Source organism: Thalassospira sp. HJ (assembly GCF_000948415.1).
GTDB lineage: Bacteria > Pseudomonadota > Alphaproteobacteria > Rhodospirillales > Thalassospiraceae > Thalassospira.
Map to the genome: position 1 here is coordinate 13,848 of NZ_JYII01000012.1, position 15,202 is coordinate 29,049.

Sequence of the window (15,202 nt, forward strand, 5' to 3'; positions counted from 1 at the left end):
AAGCGCTCGGATATTGGTCCGTGCGGCGTTCAGCGTGCCGCATCAATAGGCGTCGAAATTATCGACATTGAAGTTGTAAAGCGTTCTGGCCGAGCCATAGCGCGTGAATTCCTCGGGCTTCACATCGGTGATGCCGGCATCCGCAAGAAGCTTGGTCAGGAGCTCAATATGCTCAGGGCGCATTTCCTTTTTCTCGCAATCGGCACCGAGGCTTTTGACCGTGCCGCGCACGAAAAGGCGCGCTTCATAAAGGGAATCTCCCAGCGCATCACCGGCATCGCCCAGAACAACAAGGTTGCCCGATTGCGCCATGAAGGCTGACATGTGGCCGATATTGCCTTTGACGACGATATCGACGCCCTTCATCGAAATGCCGCAGCGTGAAGACGCATTGCCTTCGATCACCAGCAATCCGCCATGGGCGGTGGCACCGGCATACTGGCTGGCATCGCCCTTGATCACGACTTTGCCCGACATCATGTTTTCCGCCACACCCGGACCGGCATTGCCCTTGACCGTGATGGTCGCCTGTTCGTTCATGCCCGCGCAGTAATAGCCGACACTGCCATCAATCGTGACATTGACGGGTGCGTCGATGCCAACAGCAACGGCATGCGAGCCACGCGGATTGGTGACTTCGAAATCTTCAGCAGGACCACTTTTATCAAGCGCATGAAGCGCCTGATTGAGCGCGCGCAGTTCGATGGTTGCAAGATCAAACACTGGCATGTTGTTCCTTCCTCATTTGACCGCGAAATATGTTGCGGTCGAGTCGGTGCGCGCATCGCAGCAACCGACAGGGTTCGTGTTAATCAGTGTTCCCAGAAATAGACCGTGGCCGGCTCTGGCTCCCAGACCTTAGCGTCTTCGATGCCCGGCAGGTTGACCAATGCCCGGTATTCGGAACCGAATGCGACATAGGCATCGGTTTCCGCCATCACCGCCGGTTTGCAGGCAATCGGATCGCGTACAACGCCAAAGCCCGATTTGGTGCCAACGACAAAGGTGAAGAAGCCATCAAGGTCATCAAGCGCACTGGTCAGTGCCTCGCCAAGGTTCTTGCCCTTGGCCATTTCACCGGTCAGATAGGCCGCGGCAACCTCGGAATCGTTCTGGGTTTCAAGGCGGATGCCTTCGCGCGTCAGTTCGCGCCTAAGGTTGTTGTGGTTCGACAGCGAACCATTATGCACAAGGCACTGGTCCGATCCGGTCGAGAAGGGGTGAGCCCCAAGGGTGGTCACCGCACTTTCGGTTGCCATGCGGGTATGGCCGATGCCGTGGGTGCCGGACATGTCGGAAATCTTGAAGCGCTCAAGAACGTCCTTGGGCAGGCCGACTTCCTTGTAGATCTCCATCACCGAACCGGTGCCCATGACACGGACATCGGGACGGAGTTCTTCAAGGGCGCTACGGGTCGCCTCAAGCTGGTCGCTTGAAACCGTGATGACCGCATGGGTGCTTTTGGGCAGGATCGATGCGTTTGTGATCCCAGCTTTGCGCAGGTCTTCGGTCAGTCCGGCAAAATCTGTTTCCGGGTCCGGAGACTGGATCGTGAGTTTGACCAGATTATTCTGGTCCGCACCATAAATTACGATGCCCGCGCTATCGGGACCACGGTCGGTCATGGTCACCAGCATATCGGACAGCAACGCACCGAGCTGTGGTTCCAGACTTTTATCTTTAAGGAATAAACCAACAATGCCGCACATGGCAGGACAGTCTCCATTCTGTTTCTGAAATGGAGACTACCTGTTCGCGATTGCGGAATCAACTATGAAGAATAAAAATTTCTTCTGAGTGAATTGATGTTTTCACTCTGGTGAAGCTTTATCCCCGGGCGGGATAGCAGATGATAGACAGGTAACGTATTGGAAATGAAAGAAGTTCTTCCGGTCCGTGGCGGGCGTCTGCATCAAAAAACAGGCTGTCGCCCTCTTTCATGTAGTACAGCTGATCGCCATGGCGGTAGCGTACTTCACCCTCGAGCAAATAGATGAATTCCATGCCTTCATGCTGGAAGGCGGGGAAGCTGCTCGACTCCTCGGTAAGGGTCAGTAAATAGGGTTCCACGACCACGCCACTGGTGTTGTTATCAATGTGGCCGAGCAGGTTATATTCATGGCCTGCGCGCGTGCCGCGCCGTTCAATCGCAACACCTTCGCCGGATTTTACAAACACCGCATTGCGCGGTTCTTCATAACGGCGGAAGAAATCGGTCAGCGGCACACCCAGTGCACTTGCCAGTGCCTGAAGCGAGGTCAGGGACGGCGAGGTCACACCATTTTCGATCTTGGACAGCATCCCCATCGAGATGCCTGTCGCCGATGCCAAGTCGGAAATCGTGATGCCGAGTTTCTTGCGCAGCGCACGGACTTCATGGCCGATGGCGATTTCGAGATTGTTTTCCTTGGGTTCACGAAGGGCGTGCGGGTCCTGGGTAAGGGCTGCGGGTTTGCTCTTGGTGTCCATGCCTGATCCTTGGTTGCTCGTGGCGTCGGTCTGCGGTGCTTGTTGGGTCGTGCTCTGTGCCATGCTGGCTTGCCTCCGTCACCGGTTCTGTCCCGGTGCGGGTCCTGCTCGTTTCTGGTTTCCTCAATCGGTCGCTTGGTGCGGCCTGCTTTTATGTTGGTCGTATATGTGGAGGGGTGTTTGGCCCTCTGATTGGCATATACGCCATAGCCATGACTTACACTGGCAGGAAATATTTATCAACTACGGGGAAAATATAATTGCCGATTTCCTATACCGATGGCGTTCCGCGAAGTTGCTGCAATGCCGCGGGAAATAGCCTTTGAGGAATAAAATTTGAATAAAATGAAAAATAATTATTGCGTTCGCGAACAAGTTAACGCCAGAATAATGGAACAAAATAAGCCAGTGTTAGCGCGCTGATTGTGCGCAAAGGCGATCATATCAGGAGGCCATCACTATGACTGCGAGCTGGAGATTTTCAGCCCTTGCCGACCGGCATCGTGCGCTTGGTTCCAATCTGGAAGACTGGAGCGGTATGGGCACCGCCTGGACCTATGACAAGGACTGGGACGAGGAATATGTCGCGATCCGCACCAAAGCCGGGATCATGGATGTTTCCGGTCTGAAAAAGGTTCACATTACCGGCGCGCATGCCTCCCACGTCATCGACTATGCCACCACGCGCAATGTTGAAAAGATCTATCCGGGCAAATCGGTTTATGCCTGCATGCTCAATGATCAGGGCAAGTTCACCGACGACTGTGTGATTTATCGCATGGGGCCGAATTCCTGGATGGTTGTCCACGGATCGGGCACCGGGCATGAAGAACTGACCAAGGCGGCTGTCGGTCGTGATGTGTCGGTTCGGTTTGATGACAACCTGCACGACTTGTCTCTGCAGGGACCGCTTGCGGTGGACTACCTTGCGGAATATGTGCCGGGCATTCGGGACCTTCCGTATTTCCATCACATGCAGACACAGCTGTTTGGCCTGCCGGTGATGATCTCGCGGACCGGCTATACCGGTGAACGCGGTTATGAGATCTTCTGTCGTGGTCAGGATGCCGGGACGATCTGGGATCGTATCGTTGCCGAGGGCAAGGATATGGGCATCATCCCGACCCGCTTTACCACGCTTGATATGCTGCGTGTGGAAAGCTACTTGCTGTTTTATCCTTACGATAACTCGCAGATGTATCCGTTCGAAAATGAAGGTCCGGGCGATACCCTGTGGGAGCTTGGCCTTGATTTCACCGTAAGCCCGGGCAAAACCGGCTTCCGCGGCGCCGAGGAACATTATCGTCTCAAGGGCAAGGAACGCTTCAAGATCTTTGGCATCCTGTTTGATGGCAAGGAAGTTCCGGCCGAAGGGGCCGAAGTGTTCAAGGACGGCACCAAGGTCGGTGTCGTGACCTGTGCGATGTATTCACCGCTCAAGGATCAGACGATGGCGATTGCGCGTCTGGCGGTCGATTGCGCCGAACAGGGTGTGCGCCTTGAGGTGACTGGCGAAAAAGGCATGCTCGGCGGAATGGCCCATACCATGCCATTTGACGACCCCAAAAAATTGAAAAGAACAGCCAAGGGTTAAGCAGGATGACCGGGGGCTGTCAGAGGCCCCCGGATCGCCGCCTGATCCTTGTGGTTTCTGACAGAATGGGACCCCGCTACCATGTCTGAGAGTATCATCGAAGAAAGCATTCTTTCCCGTCCGACCTATGGCACGCTTAAAATCGTGCCGGGTCTGGCGCATTATTTCCTGGCTGATGCATCCGGTGCCGAATGTGTCATTCGCGTTGTGCAGGAACTGCCGCGCGACATGATGGAAAAGGTGCATATCTTGTATGTGCCGACCCCGGGTGAAGCCGCCCTTATCACATCGCTTTATGCGGTCGGCGCCAAACGGTTCGAACATTTTCCGACCATTGAAGAAGCCGTCGCCAAACTCGGCGATTGGTTGTCCGACGCCAAGATGGGCACACAGCTTTATCTCGCCGGAACCGAAGGCCTTGTCGGGCAGGGGGTCGCCAAGGGTGAGGAATGCGGCCTTGATCATACAGCCGTGCAGTGTGAGCACCGCGGCAGTCTGGCCCGGCGTGTTCAGTGCGTTCACTGCAAAACCATGATCGAGGATGTCACCACCCAGCCGGTCAAATGTCCGTCCTGTGAATTGTTGCTGTTTGTCCGCGATCACTATTCGCGGCGTCTGGCAGCATTTCAGGGGGTCTGCATCAATGCCGAAGACCCGACTGAGGAAATCGAGATCAAGGAGGTGTTCAAATGAGTGCATCCGATCATTTGATTCCGGTTGTCGTCAGCAACGTGGTCGAGGTCAACCCGATCATCAAGCGCTTCGAATTCAAGCATGTGAATGGTGATGAACTGCCGGCCTTTTCCGGCGGGGCGCATATCGTGGTCGAGATGCTCGATGACGGCACGAAACGCAAAAATCCCTACTCGCTGATGAGCTCGCCCTTTGAGCGCGACCAATATGCGATTTCGGTACGCCGCGACGATACCGGGCGCGGCGGGTCGAAATTCATGCATGAACAGGTGCGACCGGGCATGGAGATGAAAATCTCGGCCCCGGTCAATTTGTTCTCGCTCGATCTTCGGGCCAAAAAGCATTTGATGATCGCAGGCGGGATCGGCATCACGCCCTTCATCGCGCAGATGGCGCAGGCCGATAAACTTGGTGTGCCGTTCGAGTTGCACTATGCCGCACGATCGGTATCACAGGCGGCCTATATGGACAGCCTTGCCGACCGGTTTGGCGATCATGTGTCGTGCTATTGCGATGATCAGGGCGAAGGCGTTGATTTCGAAACGCTTCTGTCAAGTCAGCCGCTGGGCACGCATGTGTATGTTTGCGGCCCCAAGGGCATGATCGAACGGGTGGTGGAAACCGCCACGCATCTGGGCTGGCCGGCAGCTCATGTTCATTTCGAACACTTCCTTGCACCACCGGTTGGCGAGCCGTTTGAAGTGCATCTGGCCAAGGCCGGGATTGATATCACTGTCGGGGCAGAGCAAAGCCTGCTTGAGGCGGTCGAAGCATCCGGTACCCCGATCAATTGCATGTGTCGTGGCGGGGCTTGTGGTCAGTGTGAAACCGCTGTCGTCGCATGCGACGGCGAGATCATGCACAACGACCACTGGCTTGATGAAGAACAGCGCGCATCCAAGCAGCTGATCATGCCGTGTGTTTCGCGCTTCCGTGGCAAACGCCTTGAACTTGATCTGTAAGGGGGATTTCAGTCATGACAATCCAGTTTAAAGACGAAAGCTTCCGCGGCGATTTTTCCTACGCCAACAGCCCGTCAAACATTCCGCGTTTTCCGTTTCCGTTCCCGGAAGACGAATATATGTATTCCACCAATATCGAACCGCATCACGCTGCCCGCGCGGGCAGCCCGTTTGAAAATGCGTTTGATGTGGATGAGCATTACGTCGCGGAAATGAAGGACCGGGCGCTGGTTCTTGCCGAAGACCCCGGTCGCTGTCAGGCGCTGCCGCATATGGAAACGGCGGGCTGGGACTTTGTCGAGCTGGTGATGGTCTCCAAGGCGCGCGATTATCCCGATCTGTTCAAACTGACCATTGATGGCGATCGCTGGCACTGGATCAACAAGCCGCTTCAGATCGACGATACCTTTACCTTTGGTGACAGTTCGACGCTGCCCTGCCATCCGATGGAATATATCGGCCGTCAGGTGCAAGGCGATCACGCCATCCTTGATCAGCGTGATGGCAACCTTTGGCTGGATGCCGGGATCATCACGGCACAGGCTGACTGGTCGCTTGATTTTGATGTCGGCATGAACTTCTTTGAATGGCATGCACCGGTTCCGCTGGCCCATGAACTGGGCGTGTTTCAGCGCGCGCTGAAATTCCTTCTGACCTTACCGCAAGGGCAGCCGTCGCGGCGTCTCAACTGGACGCTGACGGTTAATCCGCGCCTTGATACCAGTCCGGAAAACTATCCCAAATGGGGCCCGGATCGCATGACTGTGACGCCGGAAAATATTGGCGAGAAAGTCCATCTGCGTGTGGAGCTTCAGACCTTCTGGCGACTGCCGCGCTCCAACGCGATCCTGTTTCCGATCCGCACTTATCTGATGGCGATGAACGAAGTCGTGACCCAGCCGAAATGGGCGCGCCGCATTCATCGTGTCATGCGCGATCTGCGCCCGGAACTTGTCGAATACAAGGGGCTGTCGCGCTACCACCCGATCTTGGTCGAGTGGCTTTCACAATTTGACGACGGCGCGCCGACGTCACCGGGGATTTTCCCCGATTAAGGAGCGAACCGGCAGAAAGCCGGACGGAGGAGACGTATAACGCTTTTATTGGGGATTTGAGGCTATGACACTTCGTGTTGCAATTATTGGCGCCGGTCCGTCAGGCATGGCGCAGATGCGTGCATTTCAATCTGCAGCAGCCAAAGGGGCCGAAATCCCCGAAATCGTCTGTTTTGAACGTCAGGAAGACTGGGGTGGTTTGTGGAACTACACCTGGCGCACCGGTCTTGATGAATATGGCGAGCCGATCCACGGATCGATGTATCGCTATTTGTGGTCAAACGGCCCGAAAGAGTGCCTTGAATTTGCCGATTACACCTTCGAGGAACATTTCGGCAAACCCATCGCATCCTATCCGCCGCGTGCCGTGATCTGGGATTACATCAAGGGGCGCGTTGAAAAGGCCAATGTGCGTTCGTGGGTGCGTTTCAGAACCCCGGTCCGCACGGTCGAGTACGATGAAGACAGCCAGACCTTTGCGGTGACATCCCATGATCTGAAAAATGATGTGGTTTCGACCGAGGAGTTCGATCATGTCATTGTTGCCAATGGTCATTTCTCGACCCCGAATGTGCCGGAATTCCCGGGCTTTGATACCTTTGGCGGGCGCGTTTTGCATGCCCATGATTTCCGCGATGCACTGGAATTCAAGGGCAAGGATATCCTGCTGATCGGGACATCGTATTCGGCCGAGGATATCGGATCGCAATGCTATAAATATGGCTGCAAATCCGTCACGGTCAGCCACCGGACCAATCCGATCGGCTTTGATTGGCCAGATAACTGGGCCGAAGTGCCGCTTCTGACCAAGGTTGATGGCAATACGGCCTATTTCAAGGATGGCTCATCACGCGAGGTGGACGCGATCATTCTGTGTACCGGCTATCAGCATTACTTCCCGTTCCTGACCGATGATCTGCGTCTTAAGACCGATAACCGTCTGTGGCCGCTGGGTCTTTATAAAGGTGTCGTCTGGGAAGAAAATCCGAAGATGATGTATCTCGGCATGCAGGACCAGTTCTTTACCTTCAACATGTTTGATGCCCAGGCTTGGTTTGCCCGTGACGTGATCATGGGCCGCATTCCCCTGCCATCGAAGGACGAGATGAAGGCAGATAGCCAAGCCTGGCGTGATCGTGAGGAGGGGCTTAAGGACGATCACGACATGATCTGGTTCCAGGGCGACTATACCGCCCATCTGATCGAAATGACGGATTATCCGATGTTCGATATCGAAGGGGTGAACAAGACCTTTGAGGAATGGGAGCATGACAAGGCTGATGACATCATGGGCTACCGCAACAAGTCCTATCGCTCGCTGATGACGGGCAACATGTCACCGGCCCATCACACGCCCTGGCTTGAAGAGCTTGATGACAGTCTTGAAGCCTATTTGCAGATCGAAAAGAAAACGGCTGCCGAATAGGCAGCCGACGATCAACGCTTTCAAAGAAGCGGGCGCAAGCCCGCCGTCTCCCTTAACCAAACTCGCAGTCACCCCCACAGTCGCCATGACTGCGGGGTTTCTTTTCGGGCTTGGCAGCCACGGTTCCTAGGACCGTGGCTTTTCCTTTTTGGGATCATAATGCGGGAAGGCGGTGATGGTCGCAGGCAGGCGGACCATATGGCCATCGAGCTTGCCAATCTCGACCTCGGTGCCGATATCGGCATGTGCGACATCAACCCGGGCAAGGGCGATGTTTTTGCCCAGAATGGGCGATCGCATCGCACTGGTGATCACACCGATCTGTGCACGGCCGATATGAACGCAATCGCCATGACCGACCGTGATATTGCCATCAATCTCGATCCCGACCAGTTTGTGCGATGGATGTTCCTTGCGCCGGATCAGGGCGTCACGACCAATAAAGTCGTCTTCCTTGGATTTCAGCGGCACGGTAAAGCCGATGCCGGCTTCGAACGGGTCGGTCTGATCGGAAAACTCGTAATCGGCAAAGATCAGGCCCGCCTCAATCCGGACCATATCAAGGGCGGCCAACCCCATCGGGGTTAGGCCATGCGGTTTGCCTGCCGCCCAGACGGCGTCAAAGACGGTATTGGCGTCCTTGGGGTGGCACCAGACTTCGTAGCCCAGTTCCCCCGTATAGCCCGTGCGTGAGACAACAACAGGCGCGCCTTTGGTATCCCCGATCCGGCCGATGGTGAATTTGAACCACTCGACCTCATCCATGGATGGCTGATGCGGTGGGGTCCAGATCACCTCGCGCAGGATGTCGCGGCTTTTGGGGCCCTGAACGGCGATGTTGTGCATCTGATCGGTTGATGATCTGATCAGGACTTGCAGGCCAAGTTTTTCGGCCTGTTCGCGCAGCCACACACCACTATAGTCATCGCCGCAAATCCAGCGGAAGTTATCCTGCCCTAGACGCAGCAGCGTGCCATCGTCAATCATCCCGCCGTGCGGATAGCACATCGCGGAATAGACGACCTGCCCGATGCCAAGCTTTTTGACATTGCGCGTTAGGCAATATTGCATCAGCGTTTCGCTGTCCGGGCCGGTAATTTCAAACTTGCGCAGGGCCGACAGATCAATGACCACGGCCTTTTCACGGCAGGCATAATATTCTTCGATCATGCCATCGCCGGTATATTCGTGGGCCAGCCAGAAGCCCTTATATTCGACGAAGTTGCGGGTCAGTTCACTTAGACGCGGATGGAAGGCAGTTTCTTTGGTCATTTTTGCTTCGGCCTCTGCAGTCGTGCGCCAGGCAACGCCATGGGAAAACTTCTCTTTGCCGTCATAGCTTCGGATATGGATATCGGTCGGTTTCCAGGCATTGGCCACTGATGTGTCATCCGGACAGGCGGACGACACACAGACCAAATCGGTCATTGCGCGCAGCAACACATAATCACCCGGACGCGACCAGGGCTGATCGGCAAACATCACGCCGTGATCATCAATGCCGGTATTGAAGAAGAAGTTGATCGCCATCCATCCCGCACGCGGATCAATGCCGAACCGCGACAGCGCGCCATTGAAGTTATCCGTGCAGTTCACATGACCGGGATAGCCGATATCGTCGTAATATTTTGCCGCACACGCCATGGCAAAGGCGTCATGGCGCCCGCAGGTATCCTGAATGACCTCGACCAGTGGGTCCATGTCCTGATCAAAATACTTCCCGTGCAGACCGGGCATTGGATAGGCATGGCCCATCAATGTGCGCGTGGTGGTCACATCCAGCGGGTTCTGAATACCACGATCAAGCTTGCGCGCATCAAAACACTGAAAATCGGTGCATTGCCGTCCATCGACATCGAGAATCTGGATGTAATCACCCGCCTTGATTTCATAAGCCTCGGCGGTGGAGGAATGCACACGTAAATCCACAACCGGATCGGCAAGCGGATCGGGCAGGGCGAAGCTGTAGGTATCGTGATGATGGGCGCGCTTGATCAGTGCAGTGATCGGTGTTGCCGTGTTATGTGCATCAATCTGCATCAGCGGTGCCGGGGCGGCGATGATGACAAATCCATCAAGCTGCACAGTCAGCTCAACCGTATCGCCCGGCGGGCTGGCATTGCCAAATAGCCGGTGCGCCAGACAGGCTTCAAGTTTGATGTCACGTTTGCGCAAGGTCTGGGCGAAACGCGTAAGGCTGTCATCAAAGGGATCTGACAGCAAATCCATCAGGCCTTTGGGGGCGCCATGGGCCAGGGGCTCAAAAATCTCTGGCCGTGGTGCGCCAGTTGGTGTCAGGCCGATCAGTTCGACCGATTGCATGCCTTCACAGTTGCGCAGTGCCAGTTGATCGCCTTCGCGGATCGCAACCATGATCGCGCCGCGGCCAGGAATTTCATAGCGTTCGCGATTGCGCGCCATGGCGGTGCGTCCGGCATTGATGATGCGGCTCGGACGGGCAGCGCGAACAGAATGGGGATAGGTTTCCGGCGTTCGGGCGAGATCGATCATTGTGGCCTCGTGCAGTGAATGATCTGAAAGCGGCGGGAAGTCTGATGGCCCGGACAAACAGGATCAGAGTTGGGCCTGTTGTCCCATATGGGCATGCCGGTCAGGCGTGCCAGAAGTAATTCCTGATATTTGGTCTTTGGCAGAAAGGCAGAGAGGCCAGTTTTGATACTGGCCTCTCGCTGTGTCGGTTGAGCGAAGCAGCACCTTAAGGGTTCAGGGCAGAATGGTCCTGCTTCACACAATCAGATTACATGTCTTTGTATGCTTTGTTCTCGTGGATGGCCATCGAAGCGATGGTCCAGACGCACACGCCAATACCAACAAGCGTGAGAGCTACGAGCAGAGCCGGTTTGTCAGCAAAGGTGAAGTAAGCCTCTGCACCTTCCCAGCTGGTAATCGGAGCTGTGTTCATGTTTCAGTTTCCTTGTTTCGATGTGTCAGAACGAACTTACTCAGCCGGGGTCGGCGAAGTCGGATCGTTGGTGAACGCAGCCGGAACAGAGCTTTCCGGATATGCGCTTACCGGAACTTCAGCCTTGTCGAGGCCGGCCAGCTCAGCGTTTTCAGAAACGCGCAGCAGACCAACAACCTTCAGAACCAGGGACAGAACGTAACCCGGTGCGAAGCCAAGGATCATGAAGACGACAGCACTTGAAAGCTGACCAACGAACGAGATCTCCGGACCGGCAACGTTCTGGTAACCAGAAGCGAAGATACCAGCCATAACCAGACCCCAGACACCGCCAAAGCCGTGAACAGCAACTGCACCAACCGCATCGTCGATTTTGAATTTTTCGACGAGGATGTCGTTGAGTTTCGGCATGACACAACCGCCGCCGAAGCTGATCAGGAAGGCAAGACCCGGATAGTACAGGTCAAGTGCCGGAGCAGAAGAGATCACACCGATCAGGGCACCGGACATCATCCAGAACGGATCACGGGTCACCAGATACGCACCGATCATGCCGCCTGCAACGCCCATCAGGGTGTTGAATGCGAATGCCGACAGGGTTGCCGGGGTGTTGTAAATGGTCATCCAGGTGTCGCCGGTATAGATGATGCAACCGCCAAGGAAGCCGAAGAAGCCCATAACGATGAGCATCAGGCCAATCAGCGACATCGGCATGTTGTGACCGTCGATGTTGTTGACCGTACCATCGGCATTAAAGCGACCGATACGCGGACCAAGGTTGATCAGAACACCAAGGGTGAAGAAACCAGCGATGGTGTGAACGGCACCCGCCGCACCAACGTCATGCAGGCCCCACTCGGTGGTGAGCCAGCCATCCGGGTGCCAGCCCCAGGATGCGCCGAAGACCCAGACAACCGCGCCCAGGAAAAGAGCGAGGATGGTGAAGCCGGAAATACGGATACGTTCGATCACCGAGCCCGACATGATCGAGGCGGTGGTTGCTGCGAACAGCGTGAAGGCCGCATAGAAGATGCCCGACGCGTTATCGGTCAGGTTCGGACCCATATATTCGCTCCAGGGCAGGCCAGCCTCGGAACCGTCGGAAATGGTGAAGCCCGTCGGGAACGCAAGATAGATCCACCAGCCGATATAATAGAAGGCCGGGATCAGGAATGCGAAAGCGATCAGGTTTTTCATGCCGGATGCCAGCGCGTTCTTTGCACGCGATGCACCCATTTCGTACGCAAGGAAGCCAGCATGAATTGCAAGCATCAGTGCAGTACACCACCAATAGAATACTTCGGAATTGATGGTCGTTGCCATGCTGAGCGATGCTTCAAGGCTGTCCAGCCTTGCCATCAACTCTGGTACGGATTGTTCCATTTTAGTCTCTCCATCACATAATGCCCCCCGATGGACATTCCTTCTATTAAAAATCAATTCCCTATAGTGAACAAGTTCTAATGTGTTTTTTGTTGTGCGACGCAAAAAATATAATAAAAACAGAAGTTTAGAAAATTACAAATTCAAATGCACTGGGTTTTGAGTAAAAAATAGACGTCGCAAATAACTGCATATCAATTATGCAGATTCGCGGAGTTGTGCCGATTCTGTCGATTTCTCGTGTGGGGATATGCATCCTTCGGTTGGATAGGTTCCGGGGATTTGGGGCGGTGTCAGATGCCGCGTGCCGCGCTTGGCTTCACACCGTAAACGGTTTTGTAGCTACGCGAAAAATGGCTGCTGTTGGAAAAGCCGGTGGCAAAGGCGATCTCGGAAATGGTCAGCGCACTTTGCGTCAGAAGCTTGCGCGCATGTTCAAGCCGTACCTGCCGATAGGTTTCCAGGAACGATTTGCCCAGATGCTGATCAAACAGGCGATCAAGCTGGCGGGTTGAAAGCCGTGCGAAACGGGCCATTTCATCGCGGGTTTTGGGATCCTCGATGGTGGTTTCCATCTTTTCAAGAACCCGAAGCAATGCCGGATGATGCAGGTTATAGCGTTCGGCAAGCGATGCCCGCTGCGGCCCGCCCGATTGCCCGACCTGGGTATGCAGATACCAGTCCGATACCCTTGTGGCAAAGTCCGACCCAAGGTTTTCAGCAATCATCGCATGCATCATGTCAAGCGGGGCGACGCCGCCGCCGCATGTGATGCGATCGCCGTCGATGACAAAGCGCGCACGTTCGGGGTCGAGATCCGGAAAAGCTTCGATCAGGGCCGGGGCATGTTCCCAGTGAATGGTGAATTGCCGCTGCGCAAGAAGCCCTGCGGCCGCCAAAACATAGGCCCCGCTTGAAATGCCCCCCATCCGTACGCCCCAGCGCGCCAATTTGCGCAAATTGCCGAGCATGCCTGGTGCCTGCCATTGCGACGGATGACCGCCCGCACAGACAAACAGGGTATGCAGGTTGGTCGGCGCCTGCGCAAGCGGGGTGGTCGGCACCATGGTCCCGGATGAGGACAGGACATTTCCACCGGTCGCCGAATAATTCAGAACCTTGTAGATCGGCTGCCCGGCCAGAAGGTTGGCCGCCCGCAGCGGCTCGATCGCCGAGGCATAAGACATCAAGGCAAAGTCAGGCAGCAGCATGAAGCCGATATTCTGCGTGGCCGGAACCGGTTTGCTGCCGATCTGTCCGGCGCGCGGGGCGGATGAGGCAGCTGATTGGGTTTCTGATGTCATGATGGCCAATGCCCTGCGATGCGCGACAATTATAATTAGATGTCGCATTTGTGTTATTCAATGTCTTTAATAGACAAGCTGTAATTTGCGCCTCTGTCAAGATTGGTGATACCCGCTTTGGGCAACAGCGAAAGATCGATGATGCGTTATTCAGCCCTGTCATTGCTTGGCAATGCGTTTTCCAAGAACAAGAACTGGAAGCCGGCATGGCGCAATCCGGACCCGAAACCCCATTATGATGTGATCATCATCGGTGGCGGCGGGCATGGATTGGCAACCGCCTATTACCTGTCAAAAGTGTATGGCGTGCGCAATGTCGCCGTGCTTGAAAAGGGTTATCTCGGGTCAGGCAATATCGGGCGCAACACCACGATCATTCGATCCAACTACCTGCTGGAAGGCAACAACCCGTTCTACGAATTTTCGATGAAGCTGTGGGAAGGCCTTGAGCAGGATTTCAATTTCAATGCCATGGTCTCCCAGCGCGGCGTGATCAATCTGTTCCATTCCGATGCCCAGCGCGATGCCTATACAAGGCGCGGCAATGCCATGCGTCTGCATGGCGTCGATGCGGAACTTCTTAATCGCGATCAGCTGCGTGAAAAGCTGCCGTTTCTGGACTATGAAAATGCCCGCTTCCCGATCATGGGCGGCCTAATGCAGGCCCGCGGCGGTACGGTACGCCATGACGCCGTCGCCTGGGGCTTTGCCCGCGGGGCCGATCAGAACGGCGTTGATATCATCCAGAATTGCGAAGTCACTGGCATTGATCGCGATGGTGATCAGATCACCGGGGTTCAAACCACGCGCGGTGCGATCAAATGCAACAAGCTCGCCATGGCGGTGGCTGGCAGTTCAAGCCATGTCGCGAAAATGGTCGATATGCGCCTGCCGATTGAAAGCCATGCTTTGCAGGCTTTTGTCTCCGAGGGTTTGAAACCGTTTATCGATACAGTGGTGACCTTTGGCGCGGGGCATTTTTATGTGTCGCAGTCCGACAAGGGTGGCCTCGTGTTTGGCGGGGATATCGAAGGCTATAACTCCTACGCCCAGCGCGGCAACCTCGCCAATGTCGAACATGTGGCCGAGGCCGGCATGGCAATGATCCCGGCATTGTCGCGGGTGCGCATCCTGCGCAGCTGGGGCGGGATCATGGATATGAGCATGGATGGATCGCCGATCATGGATCGCACCCATCTCTCAAACCTCTATTTCAATGGCGGCTGGTGCTATGGCGGGTTCAAGGCAACCCCGGCATCGGGTTACTGCTTTGCGCATTTGCTTGCAACCGATACGCCGCATGAAACCGCAACTGCGTTTCGCATGGACCGCTTTGCGCGCGGTTATCTTCTGGATGAAAAGGGCGTTGGCGCCCAGGCCAACCTGCATTGAG

General features: G+C 55.4%; 13 protein-coding genes. 6 read left to right on the forward strand and 7 right to left on the reverse strand.

Annotation, left to right across the window (positions count from 1 at the left end):
- Positions 1-42 precede the first annotated feature (42 nt).
- From UF64_RS08865 to UF64_RS08875, 3 genes are all read right to left on the reverse strand, one after another.
- Positions 43-729 carry a GXGXG domain-containing protein gene (locus UF64_RS08865; protein WP_044828283.1) on the reverse strand — a complete coding sequence of 229 codons (687 nt, stop codon included), beginning with the start codon at positions 727-729 and terminating at the stop codon, positions 43-45.
- 83 nt (positions 730-812) lie between these two features.
- The gene (locus tag UF64_RS08870) at positions 813-1,709 is read right to left on the reverse strand and encodes a glutamine amidotransferase family protein (protein WP_044828284.1); all 897 of its coding nucleotides are present in this window, start codon (positions 1,707-1,709) and stop codon (positions 813-815) included.
- A 118-nt stretch (positions 1,710-1,827) separates the two neighbouring features.
- The gene (locus tag UF64_RS08875) at positions 1,828-2,469 is read right to left on the reverse strand and encodes an XRE family transcriptional regulator (protein WP_044828285.1); all 642 of its coding nucleotides are present in this window, start codon (positions 2,467-2,469) and stop codon (positions 1,828-1,830) included.
- A 460-nt stretch (positions 2,470-2,929) separates the two neighbouring features.
- Here UF64_RS08875 and UF64_RS08880 point away from each other — a divergent pair, with 460 nt between their 5' ends.
- The 5 genes from UF64_RS08880 (at position 2,930) to UF64_RS08900 (ending at position 8,199) form a co-directional block, all read left to right on the forward strand.
- The gene (locus tag UF64_RS08880) at positions 2,930-4,063 is read left to right on the forward strand and encodes an aminomethyltransferase family protein (RefSeq protein ID WP_044828286.1); all 1,134 of its coding nucleotides are present in this window, start codon (positions 2,930-2,932) and stop codon (positions 4,061-4,063) included.
- Positions 4,064-4,144: 81 nt separating this feature from the next.
- Positions 4,145-4,756, forward strand: a complete 612-nt coding sequence (locus UF64_RS08885; protein ID WP_044828287.1) for a dimethylamine monooxygenase subunit DmmA family protein — start codon at positions 4,145-4,147, stop codon at positions 4,754-4,756.
- The gene (locus tag UF64_RS08890; RefSeq protein WP_044828288.1) at positions 4,753-5,718 is read left to right on the forward strand and encodes a PDR/VanB family oxidoreductase; all 966 of its coding nucleotides are present in this window, start codon (positions 4,753-4,755) and stop codon (positions 5,716-5,718) included. The genes UF64_RS08885 and UF64_RS08890 overlap by 4 nt, the downstream gene beginning before the upstream one ends.
- A gap of 14 nt (positions 5,719-5,732) precedes the next feature.
- Positions 5,733-6,773, forward strand: coding sequence for a DUF3445 domain-containing protein (locus tag UF64_RS08895; RefSeq protein WP_044828289.1), 1,041 nt, complete (start codon positions 5,733-5,735; stop codon positions 6,771-6,773).
- Positions 6,774-6,837: 64 nt separating this feature from the next.
- Positions 6,838-8,199 carry an NAD(P)-binding domain-containing protein gene (locus UF64_RS08900; protein ID WP_044828290.1) on the forward strand — a complete coding sequence of 454 codons (1,362 nt, stop codon included), beginning with the start codon at positions 6,838-6,840 and terminating at the stop codon, positions 8,197-8,199.
- A gap of 126 nt (positions 8,200-8,325) precedes the next feature.
- Here the strand turns inward: UF64_RS08900 and UF64_RS08905 are convergent, their stop codons facing one another.
- The 4 genes from UF64_RS08905 to UF64_RS08915 all read right to left on the reverse strand — a co-directional run bounded on the left by UF64_RS08905 (position 8,326) and on the right by UF64_RS08915 (position 13,809).
- A complete protein-coding gene (locus tag UF64_RS08905) occupies positions 8,326-10,710 on the reverse strand; it encodes a DUF1989 domain-containing protein (RefSeq protein ID WP_044828291.1) in 2,385 nt (794 codons plus the stop codon).
- 247 nt (positions 10,711-10,957) lie between these two features.
- Positions 10,958-11,122: a hypothetical protein gene (locus UF64_RS20725; RefSeq protein WP_008892021.1), complete on the reverse strand. Its 165-nt coding sequence runs from the start codon at positions 11,120-11,122 to the stop codon at positions 10,958-10,960.
- A gap of 36 nt (positions 11,123-11,158) precedes the next feature.
- Positions 11,159-12,505 carry an ammonium transporter gene (locus UF64_RS08910; RefSeq protein ID WP_008892022.1) on the reverse strand — a complete coding sequence of 449 codons (1,347 nt, stop codon included), beginning with the start codon at positions 12,503-12,505 and terminating at the stop codon, positions 11,159-11,161.
- Between the two features lie 293 nt (positions 12,506-12,798).
- The gene (locus UF64_RS08915; RefSeq protein ID WP_200892660.1) at positions 12,799-13,809 is read right to left on the reverse strand and encodes a GlxA family transcriptional regulator; all 1,011 of its coding nucleotides are present in this window, start codon (positions 13,807-13,809) and stop codon (positions 12,799-12,801) included.
- Positions 13,810-13,950: 141 nt separating this feature from the next.
- Between UF64_RS08915 and UF64_RS08920 the strand changes: the two genes are divergently transcribed.
- Positions 13,951-15,201: a sarcosine oxidase subunit beta family protein gene (locus UF64_RS08920; protein ID WP_044828908.1), complete on the forward strand. Its 1,251-nt coding sequence runs from the start codon at positions 13,951-13,953 to the stop codon at positions 15,199-15,201.
- Position 15,202 lies beyond the last annotated feature (1 nt).

Bases quoted from the DNA above. Each gene is read 5' to 3' on its own strand.
- UF64_RS08865 (WP_044828283.1), bottom strand. From the start codon at position 729: ATGCCAGTGTTTGATCTTGCAACCATCGAACTGCGCGCGCTCAATCAG.
- UF64_RS08920 (WP_044828908.1), top strand. From the start codon at position 13,951: ATGCGTTATTCAGCCCTGTCATTGCTTGGCAATGCGTTTTCCAAGAAC.
- UF64_RS08910 (WP_008892022.1), bottom strand. From the start codon at position 12,505: ATGGAACAATCCGTACCAGAGTTGATGGCAAGGCTGGACAGCCTTGAA.
- UF64_RS08890 (WP_044828288.1), top strand. From the start codon at position 4,753: ATGAGTGCATCCGATCATTTGATTCCGGTTGTCGTCAGCAACGTGGTC.
- UF64_RS08885 (WP_044828287.1), top strand. From the start codon at position 4,145: ATGTCTGAGAGTATCATCGAAGAAAGCATTCTTTCCCGTCCGACCTAT.
- UF64_RS08875 (WP_044828285.1), bottom strand. From the start codon at position 2,469: ATGGACACCAAGAGCAAACCCGCAGCCCTTACCCAGGACCCGCACGCC.
- UF64_RS08905 (WP_044828291.1), bottom strand. From the start codon at position 10,710: ATGATCGATCTCGCCCGAACGCCGGAAACCTATCCCCATTCTGTTCGC.
- UF64_RS20725 (WP_008892021.1), bottom strand. From the start codon at position 11,122: ATGAACACAGCTCCGATTACCAGCTGGGAAGGTGCAGAGGCTTACTTC.
- UF64_RS08915 (WP_200892660.1), bottom strand. From the start codon at position 13,809: ATGACATCAGAAACCCAATCAGCTGCCTCATCCGCCCCGCGCGCCGGA.
- UF64_RS08895 (WP_044828289.1), top strand. From the start codon at position 5,733: ATGACAATCCAGTTTAAAGACGAAAGCTTCCGCGGCGATTTTTCCTAC.
- UF64_RS08900 (WP_044828290.1), top strand. From the start codon at position 6,838: ATGACACTTCGTGTTGCAATTATTGGCGCCGGTCCGTCAGGCATGGCG.
- UF64_RS08870 (WP_044828284.1), bottom strand. From the start codon at position 1,709: ATGTGCGGCATTGTTGGTTTATTCCTTAAAGATAAAAGTCTGGAACCA.
- UF64_RS08880 (WP_044828286.1), top strand. From the start codon at position 2,930: ATGACTGCGAGCTGGAGATTTTCAGCCCTTGCCGACCGGCATCGTGCG.